General features: G+C 75.5%; 8 protein-coding genes. 6 read left to right on the forward strand and 2 right to left on the reverse strand.

What is annotated here, in order from left to right; translation table 11 throughout:
- The 6 genes from ACFXAM_RS05040 (at position 1) to ACFXAM_RS05065 (ending at position 6,799) form a co-directional block, all read left to right on the forward strand.
- Positions 1 to 1,329, forward strand: a complete 1,329-nt coding sequence (locus ACFXAM_RS05040; protein ID WP_380287606.1) for a PP2C family protein-serine/threonine phosphatase — start codon at positions 1 to 3, stop codon at positions 1,327 to 1,329.
- 219 nt (positions 1,330 to 1,548) lie between these two features.
- On the forward strand, positions 1,549 to 2,904 hold the full coding sequence (locus ACFXAM_RS05045) for a VWA domain-containing protein (RefSeq protein WP_380287607.1): 1,356 nt from the start codon (positions 1,549 to 1,551) through the stop codon (positions 2,902 to 2,904).
- Positions 2,905 to 3,043: 139 nt separating this feature from the next.
- The gene (locus ACFXAM_RS05050; protein ID WP_380287608.1) at positions 3,044 to 4,153 is read left to right on the forward strand and encodes an FHA domain-containing protein; all 1,110 of its coding nucleotides are present in this window, start codon (positions 3,044 to 3,046) and stop codon (positions 4,151 to 4,153) included.
- 92 nt (positions 4,154 to 4,245) lie between these two features.
- Positions 4,246 to 5,163, forward strand: coding sequence for an ATP-binding cassette domain-containing protein (locus ACFXAM_RS05055; RefSeq protein WP_380287609.1), 918 nt, complete (start codon positions 4,246 to 4,248; stop codon positions 5,161 to 5,163).
- The gene (locus ACFXAM_RS05060) at positions 5,160 to 6,305 is read left to right on the forward strand and encodes an ABC transporter permease (protein WP_380287610.1); all 1,146 of its coding nucleotides are present in this window, start codon (positions 5,160 to 5,162) and stop codon (positions 6,303 to 6,305) included. Before ACFXAM_RS05055 ends, ACFXAM_RS05060 begins: the two co-directional genes overlap by 4 nt.
- 89 nt (positions 6,306 to 6,394) lie before the next feature.
- Positions 6,395 to 6,799, forward strand: a complete 405-nt coding sequence (locus ACFXAM_RS05065) for a globin (protein WP_380287611.1) — start codon at positions 6,395 to 6,397, stop codon at positions 6,797 to 6,799.
- Positions 6,800 to 6,901: 102 nt separating this feature from the next.
- Here ACFXAM_RS05065 and ACFXAM_RS05070 read toward each other — a convergent pair whose 3' ends face one another.
- Complete coding sequence (locus ACFXAM_RS05070) at positions 6,902 to 7,594, reverse strand: hypothetical protein (RefSeq protein WP_380287612.1); 693 nt, start codon at positions 7,592 to 7,594, stop codon at positions 6,902 to 6,904.
- Positions 7,595 to 7,664: 70 nt separating this feature from the next.
- Positions 7,665 to 8,105, reverse strand: coding sequence for an acyl-CoA thioesterase (locus tag ACFXAM_RS05075; protein ID WP_380287613.1), 441 nt, complete (start codon positions 8,103 to 8,105; stop codon positions 7,665 to 7,667).
- Positions 8,106 to 8,263 lie beyond the last annotated feature (158 nt).

The raw sequence follows: 8,263 nt of genomic DNA on the forward strand, positions 1-8,263 counted from the left end.
ATGCCGCAGCAGACCGTGTGCCAGAGCTGTGCCGAGCCGATGGACCCGGAGGACGTCTTCTGCGGCTCCTGCGGGGCGAGCCGGGACGGCCGGCCCGCCCCCGGCGCGATGCCGGCCGGCTGGTCCGCCGCCCGGGCCGGTGCCGACGACGACCACCCGCCGACCCTGCCCAACACGCCCGCCGTCCCGGCCCAGGGCGGCCAGGGCGCGCCGGGCACGACCGCCTGCGCGCACTGCGGGCTCCACCAGGTGACCGCCGACGGCTACTGCGAGGCCTGCGGCCGCGCCCAGCCGCGGCCGCGCGACCACATGGAGAAGGCGCTGGCCGGCGTCGCCGGGGTCAGCGACCGCGGGGTGCGCCACCACCGCAACGAGGACTCCTTCACCGTCGCCGCCAGTTCGCTGCCCGGCGGCGAGCCGGTCGTGGTGGCCGTGGTCTGCGACGGCGTCTCCTCCTCCGACCGGCCCGACCAGGCCTCCGAGACCGCGGTCGACGCCGCCTCGGAGTCGCTGCTCAGCTCGCTGGAGGCGGGCACCGACCCGACCGACGCCATGCGCCGGGCGGTCGCCGACGCGGCCGACGCGGTGGCCGCGCTCGCCACCGACGGCACCCGCCCGAGCCGGCCCGACGTCAACGCGCCCGCCTGCACCTACGTCAGCGCCATCGCGTCCGGCGGCCGGATCACCATCGGCTGGGTCGGCGACACCCGCGCCTACTGGATCCCCGACGACCGGGCCGCCGCCGTGCCGTTCCGGCTCACCCAGGACGACTCCTGGGCCGCCCGGATGGTCGAGGCCGGGCTGATGGACGAGGCCGAGGCGTACGCGGACCCGCGTGCCCACGCCATCACCGGCTGGCTGGGCGCGGACGCCGAGGAGGTCGTGCCGCACGTCATCGGCTTCACCCCGCACTACCCCGGGGTGCTGCTGGTCTGCACCGACGGGCTGTGGAACTACGCCGAGGCCGCCACCGACCTGGCGTACCACGTGCGTCCGGACGCCCGCACCGAACCCCTGGCCGCCGCACAGGAGCTGGTGAAGTTCGCCGTCGCGGCCGGCGGCCACGACAACATCACCGTCGCCGTGCTGCCGATCGACCCGCCGCCGGCCGCGGACGAGGACGCCCGGACCGCCACCGCCCTCGACCTGCCGCTGGTCACCGCGGGCGGCCCGGCCGCGGCCGGCGCGGCGGACGACGAGGAGGAGTACGAGCCGACCCTGCCGGACATCCCGGTGATCGGCTCCCCCGCCGCCCCGCTGCCCCCGCTGCCGGCGGTCCCGCCGCCGCCCGCCGTCCCGCCCCGTCCGACCGTGCCCCCGGCCCGCTGACCCGGCCGGTCCCCGGGGCCCGCGCCCGCCCGGGCGCGGGCCCCACCACGCTCCGCCCCGGCCGCCACCGCGTCCGCCCCCACCGCGCCCCGCCCGTCCGCCCACCGCCCGTCCGCCCACCGCGTTCCGCCCAGCACGCTCCGCCCACCGGACGGCCACCCGGCCGCCGCGCACAGCAGCCCCCGCACCAACCGACCACCCGACGGGAGCCACCGGCCCATGGCAACACTGGCGAAGCCGAACCTGCCCAGGTTCGACGTGGAGATCTTCCAGAACGAGTACCTCGCGGACGGCGCCCGCGAGGTGAACGCCATCGTCACCGTGACCGCGACCGGCGGCGGCACCTCCGGCGGGCGGCCGCTCGGCGTCACCGACGCGGCACCGGGCGGCGCCGGGCAGTCCGCCGCCGTGGTCCTCCTGGTGGACTGCTCCGGTTCGATGGACTACCCGTCGAGCAAGCTGCGCGGCGCCCGCGAGGCCACCGCCGCCGCCATCGACACCATCCGCGACGGCGTCGCCTTCGCCGTGGTCGCCGGCACCCACGAGGCCCGCGAGATCTTCCCCGGCGACGGCACCCTCGCCGTCGCCTCGGCGGACACCCGGGCCCGGGCCAAGGAGTCGTTGCGCCGGCTCACCGCGGCCGGCGGCACCGCCATGGGCAGCTGGCTCACCAAGGCCGACCAGCTCTTCCTCACCCGCGCCGACATCCCGATCCGGCACGCCATCCTGCTGACCGACGGCAACAACGAGCACGAGACCGCCGCCGACCTGGAGCGCGCGATCGGCCGGGTCACCGGCCACTTCACCGCCGACTGCCGCGGCGTGGGCACCGACTGGCGGGTGGAGGAGCTGCGCAAGATCGCCTCCGCGCTGCTCGGCACCGTCGACATCGTCCCCGAGCCGGCCGGACTGGCGGAGGACTTCCGCTCGATGATGGCCGGCGCGATGGGCAAGCAGATCGCCGACGTCGCGCTGCGGATCTGGACGCCGGCCAACGCGGTGGTCAAGTTCGTCAAGCAGGTCGCCCCCGCGCTGGAGGACCTCACCGACCGCCGCTCCGAGGCCGGGCCGCGGGCCGGCGACTACCCGACCGGCTCGTGGGGCGACGAGAGCCGCGACTACCACGTCTGCGTGGAGGTGCCCTCCGCCGCCGTCGGCAACGAGATGCTGGCCGCCCGGGTGAGCCTGGTCCTGCCGCCGTCGGTCGCCGGGGGGACGCCCGAGGTGCTGTCGCAGGGCCTGGTCAAGGCGGTCTGGACGGACGACCTCGCCTCGTCCACCCGGATCAGCCCGCAGGTCGCCCACTACACCGGCCAGGCGGAGCTCGCCGCGGCCGTCCGGGAGGGCATGGAGGCCCACCGCGCCGGGGACGTCCACCGGGCCACCGCGAGGCTCGGGGCCGCCGTGCGGATCGCGCACGAGACCGGCAACGAGGGCACCTTCCGGCTGCTGCAGAAGGTGGTGGACGTGGTGGACCCGAGGGAGGGTACCGTTCGGTTCCGTAAGAACGTGAGCGAGGCCGACTCGATGATCGTCGAGACCCGGTCGACCAAGACCGTCCGCGTGAAGAAGTGACCGCCGAAGCGCCGACCGGGCCGCGAACCGGCCGGGCTCAGCCCCGGCCGGGCTGGAATTGAGGGGGGACCTGATGCCGATCTGCCCGAGGGGCCATGAGTCGCAGGCCGAGGACTGGTGCGACTTCTGCGGTTTTCCGATGACACCGCCGCAGCCGCTGCCGCCACCGCCGCCCGGCGCGCCCGGGCACCCGGGGGCGCACGGCGCGCCCGCCGCTCCCGGCGCACCGTACGGTGCGACGCTCCCCCCCGGCGCGCTCCCGCCGCCCGGGGCCGTTCCCCCGCCCCCGCAGGGCTTCCCCGACCTCACCGAGGGCCTGGCGGTCTGCCCGATCTGCCGCAGCCCGCAGACCGGACGGTTCTGCGAGGAGTGCGGCTACGACTACGACCTCTCGGCCCCGCAGCGCGCCCCGCAGCCCTTCCCGCCCGCCCCGGCCCCGCAGCCCGCGCCCGCCCCGCTGAACATCCCGGCGGCGTACGGCGGTGCTCCGGAGGCCCCGGCCGCCCCGCAGCACGGCCACCACCAGGGCCCGCCCCAGGGCCTGCACCACGCGCCGTACCCGGGCGAGGCCCCGCCGCTGCCGCCGCAGTCCGCCGAGCCCTCCGGCTACGGCTACCCGCCGCCGGCCCACGCCCAGCAGGCCGCGCCGCCGGCCCCGCTGCCCGCCCCCGGCCAGGCCCAGCCGCGGCCCGACGGGCCGTACGGCGCGCCGCAGCCGCGCGAGGACTCCGGCCCGGTCTACGCCCAGCCCGGTCCGGCCCGGCGCGGCGACGAGTTCGGCACCTCGTTCCACCTGGCCCCGCCGGTGCCCCCGCAGGGCCCGCCCGCCGAGCCGGTGCGGACCACCTGGTTCGCGGTGATCGCCGCCGACCGCGAGTACTTCACCGCGATGATGGCCCGCAGCGGTCCGGAGGCGGCCGGCCTGTTCTTCCCGCCATACTGCCCCGAGCGGCGGATCCCGCTGACCGGGCGCGGCCAGCTGCGGATCGGACGGCGCAGCCAGCACCGCGGCACGGTGCCGGAGATCGACCTCTCGGTCGCGCCGGAGGACCCGGGCGCCTCGCACCAGCACGCCCTGCTGGCCGAGCAGCCGGACGGCGGCTGGGTGCTGGTCGACCAGGACTCCACCAACGGCACCACGGTGAACGGCGGCGCGGAGCCGGTCGCCCCCCACACCGCGATCCCGCTGAGCGACGGCGACCGGATCCACATCGGTGCCTGGACGACGATCACCGTGCACCGTGCCTGACGGACCGTCACTCGGCACTGTTGTAAAAATGATCATCAAATGATGGTTGGACAACTCCCCGCGACGGCCTGCCGCCCCTACCCTCAGTCCCTATGACTGCTGCAATATCCGCCGACGGAATCCGTCAGCGGTACGGGGACGTGCAGGCCGTCGACGGGGTGTCACTCACCGTCGAGACCGGCGAATTCTATGGAATCCTCGGCCCGAACGGTGCCGGGAAGACGACCACGCTGGAGATCCTGGAGGGGATCCGCAAGCCCGACGAGGGCCGGATCGAGCTGCTGGGCATGGCGCCCTGGCCGCGCAACCCCCAGCTGCTGCCGCGCATCGGCGTGCAGTTCCAGGCCTCCGCCTTCTTCAACAAGCTCACGGCGCGGGAGACCATCCGCACCTTCGGCTCCTTCTACGGCGTCGGCCCCAGGCGCGCCGACGCGATGCTGGAGCGGGTCGGCCTGACCGGGTCGGCCGGGGTGATGACCGACAAGATGTCCGGCGGCCAGGCCCAGCGGCTCTCGATCGCCTGCGCCCTGGTCCACGGCCCGGAGCTGGTGTTCCTGGACGAGCCGACCACCGGCCTCGACCCGCAGGCCCGCCGCAACCTCTGGGACCTGCTGCGCGACATCAACGCCGAGGGCCGCACCGTCGTGCTGACCACGCACTACCTCGACGAGGCCGAGGTGCTCTGCGACCGCGTCTCGGTGATGGACCGCGGCCGGATCCTGCGCACCGGGGCGCCCGCCTCGCTGGTCCGCGAGATCGACGACACCGTCCGGATCAGCGTGGAGTCCGGCCTGCTGGCCCTCGACACCGCGCGCGAGCTGTTCACCGCCGCCGGGGCGGAGATCACCTCGCTGGAGGACGACGGCGTCTCGCTGAAGCTGTCCACCCGCCTGCCCGCGCCGGTGCTCGCCGTGCTCGCCGAGCAGGGCGCGCTGCGCGGTCTCGAAGTCCGCGGCGCCACCCTGGAGGACGTCTTCCTGCAGCTCACCGGACGGGAGTACCGCGCATGAGCGCCGAGCCGACCACGGCCGCCCCCGCCGCCCCCGCGCCGGGCGGCCCGCCCCGGGCACCGGAGGAGCGCGAGCGGGTCTCCGCCTTCGTCAGCCTCTCCCGGGTGATGCTGGTCGCCTTCGTCCGCGACCGCACCGCGCTGTTCTTCGTCCTGCTCTTCCCGCTGATGTTCCTGCTGCTGTTCGGCACCCTGCTCAAGGGCGCCTCCAGCCCGCACGCCAAGGTGGAGCAGGTCGGCGCCGTCCGGCTGCTGGACTCGGTCCGGGGCGAGGCCCGGGCCGGCCTGGAGCAGGTGCTGACCATCACCAGGAGCGACGACGAGGCCGCCGCCCTGGAGAAGGTCCGCAAGGGCGACCTCGACGCGATGATCAAGGAGGGACCGGACGGCAGGGTCGTGGTGCGCTACAGCGCCGCCGACCAGGTCCGCGCCGGCTCCGTCCAGGGCATCGTCAACTCCGTCGTCCAGCAGGCCAACCAGGCCGCCAGCGGCAAGCCCCCGACGTTCGTCCTGGAGAGCTCCCCGGTCGAGGACGAGGCGCTCAAGCCGATCCAGTTCCTCACCCCCGGCCTGCTGGGCTGGGCGGTGGCCACCGGCGCGGTGTTCAGCGCCTCGCTGACCCTGGTCGGCTGGCGGAAGAAGAAGGTGCTGCGGCGGCTGCGGCTCGCTCCGGTGAGCGCCGGGTCGATCATCTCCTCCCGGGTCGCCGTCTCGGTGCTGACCGCGCTCGCCCAGACCGCGGTCTTCCTGGTCGTGGCCACCACGCCGTTCTTCGGGCTGAAGCTCACCGGCGACTGGTGGCTGGTGATCCCGCTGGTGGTCTGCGCGACCGTCGCCTTCATGTCGATCGGCCTGCTGGCCGGCTCGATCGCCAAGACCGAGGAGGCGGCCAACGGCCTCTCGCAGATCATCGTGCTGCCGATGTCGTTCCTGTCGGGCTCGTTCTTCCCGACCGACGACATGCCGGGCTGGCTCAGGGCGATCTCCGAGGCGCTGCCGCTGAGGCACCTGGTCACCTCGGCGCAGTCGGTGCTCTCCCGGGGCGGCGGCGTGATGGACGCGCTGCCGACCATGGGCGGGCTGCTGCTCTTCGCCGCCGTGCTGACCGGCATCTCCTGGAAGCTGTTCCGCTGGGAGGACTAGGGTCTGTCCGCCGCGCGGGGTCGTACGTCCGCGGACCTGGTCCCCAGGTCCCGGTGTACGGCCCCGCCGCCGTCTGCGACCATGGTCGGGTGAACGAGATCCGGCGTGACACGCTCAGCGAGGAGACCTTCTTCGAGCAGGTCGGCGGCGAGCCGACCTTCCGGCGGCTGGTCCACCGGTTCTACCAGGGCGTCGCGGAGGACGAGTTGCTCCGGCCGATGTACCCGGAGGAGGACCTCGGCCCGGCCGAGGAGCGGTTCGCACTCTTCCTGATCCAGTACTGGGGCGGCCCGCGCACCTACAGCGAGCAGCGCGGCCACCCCCGGCTGCGGATGCGGCACGTGCCGTTCAAGGTGGACCGGGCGGCGCACGACGCCTGGCTGAAGCACATGCGGGTGGCGCTCGACGAGCTGGGCCTGCCGGAGGACGCCGAGCGCCGGCTCTGGGAGTACCTCACCTACGCCGCCGCGTCGATGATCAACACCGAGGGCTGACCGGGGCGTTGCCCGGCGGCCGGCGCGGGATCCGGCCGCCGGCCGATCGGGCCGCCGGCCGATCGGGCCACCGGCCGATCGGGCTGCCGGCCGATCGGGCCACTAGCCGATCGGGCTGAGGCCGAGGCCCGCGCCGGGCGCGGCCGCCGTGCGGACCGCCACCGAGCCCGCCGGGGCGGACAGCCGCAGCCAGCCGCCGGCCCGGTGCACGGTCAGCGGGGCCTGCGGGGCCAGGAAGCCGATCACCTGGGCCGCGTGCGCGGCGCGCAGCGGCAGTTCGGGCAGCACCGTCACCGGGCGGGACCAGATCTCGTCGGCCAGCGCGTCCAGCACCGCGCGGGTCCGGTGGTGCTCCGGGACGGCCTCGCTGCGCTCGCGGAACTCCCGCACGGCGGCCGCCACCTCCTCGCGCACCCGGGCCGCGGGCGGGGCGCCGACCGGCTGCCAGCCGGTGCGCGGCGGCAGCAGCCCGGCCCAGGAGGGGCCGGTGACCGGGGCGGGCAGCGCGACGGCGTCCGCCGCCGCGTCCACGCCGTCCAGCAGCTGCCCGGCCGAGGCGGTCAGGTCGAACGGCGCGTCGAGCCGCGCCAGTCGCGCGGTGCGCACCGCCAGCGCGCCCGAACCGCCCAGCGGCAGCCGTCCGAAGACGGCCAGCACACCGGTGCCGTCCGGCCGCGGCACGCCCTGCAACCGGACCGCCGCCGCCTTGTCGAAGCGCAGCAGGCGGACCAGGAAGGCGGCCAGGTCGGCGGCCTCCCCGGTGTCGGCGAGGGGGAGGGCGGCGGTGCTGTTCAACGCTTCGGCTCACATCCGGGCAACGGACCCACGGGTCGGACGTACGGGTACGGGGGCGGGGCGGGCGCGGTCAGACCGCGACGGCCGGCTCCTCGTCCAGGAAACGGGCCAGGAACTCCCGCTCCACCGCGCTGATCCGGCGCGGCCGGCCCTCGGCCAGGTCGTAGGGCACGACGACGGTGGACGCCCGGACGTAGACGGTCTCGGTGCCGTCCGCGGCGGTGTCCTTGATCTCGTACGAGACGGTCAGCGAGGCGCCGCCGATCCTGGTCACCCAGGTCTCGATGGTGACCGGCTCGGGCCGGTGCACCAGCGGGCGCTTGTAGTCGATCTCGTGGCGGGCCACCACCGAGCCGCCCGCGAACTCGCCGGCCCCGGCCTCGGCGGCCTGGGTGAACATGAAGTCGATCCGGGCCTCCTCCAGGTAGCGCAGGAAGACCACGTTGTTGACGTGCCCGAAGGCGTCCATGTCGGACCAGCGCAGCGGGCAGGCGTAGATGTGGCGTGCCACGGATTCTCCTCGACGTCCGGTGCCCGGCGGCGGTGCGTGCCGGTCGGGCCGCGGCCCCGGCCGGCGGCCCCCCCCCGGGGGGGGGGCCGGCCTGGGGGGCGCGCGCGGGGGTGGTGTGCGGGCCGGGTGCGGCCGGGATGTCCAGGGCGGCGCCGGCG

It is taken from the genome of Kitasatospora sp. NPDC059462 (genome assembly GCF_042749955.1).
GTDB lineage: Bacteria > Actinomycetota > Actinomycetes > Streptomycetales > Streptomycetaceae > Kitasatospora.

Excerpts from the sequence above, each read along its gene's own strand:
- ACFXAM_RS05040 (WP_380287606.1), top strand. The coding sequence starts at position 1 with ATGCCGCAGCAGACCGTGTGCCAGAGCTGTGCCGAGCCGATGGACCCG.
- ACFXAM_RS05045 (WP_380287607.1), top strand. The coding sequence starts at position 1,549 with ATGGCAACACTGGCGAAGCCGAACCTGCCCAGGTTCGACGTGGAGATC.
- ACFXAM_RS05050 (WP_380287608.1), top strand. The coding sequence starts at position 3,044 with ATGACACCGCCGCAGCCGCTGCCGCCACCGCCGCCCGGCGCGCCCGGG.
- ACFXAM_RS05055 (WP_380287609.1), top strand. The coding sequence starts at position 4,246 with ATGACTGCTGCAATATCCGCCGACGGAATCCGTCAGCGGTACGGGGAC.
- ACFXAM_RS05060 (WP_380287610.1), top strand. The coding sequence starts at position 5,160 with ATGAGCGCCGAGCCGACCACGGCCGCCCCCGCCGCCCCCGCGCCGGGC.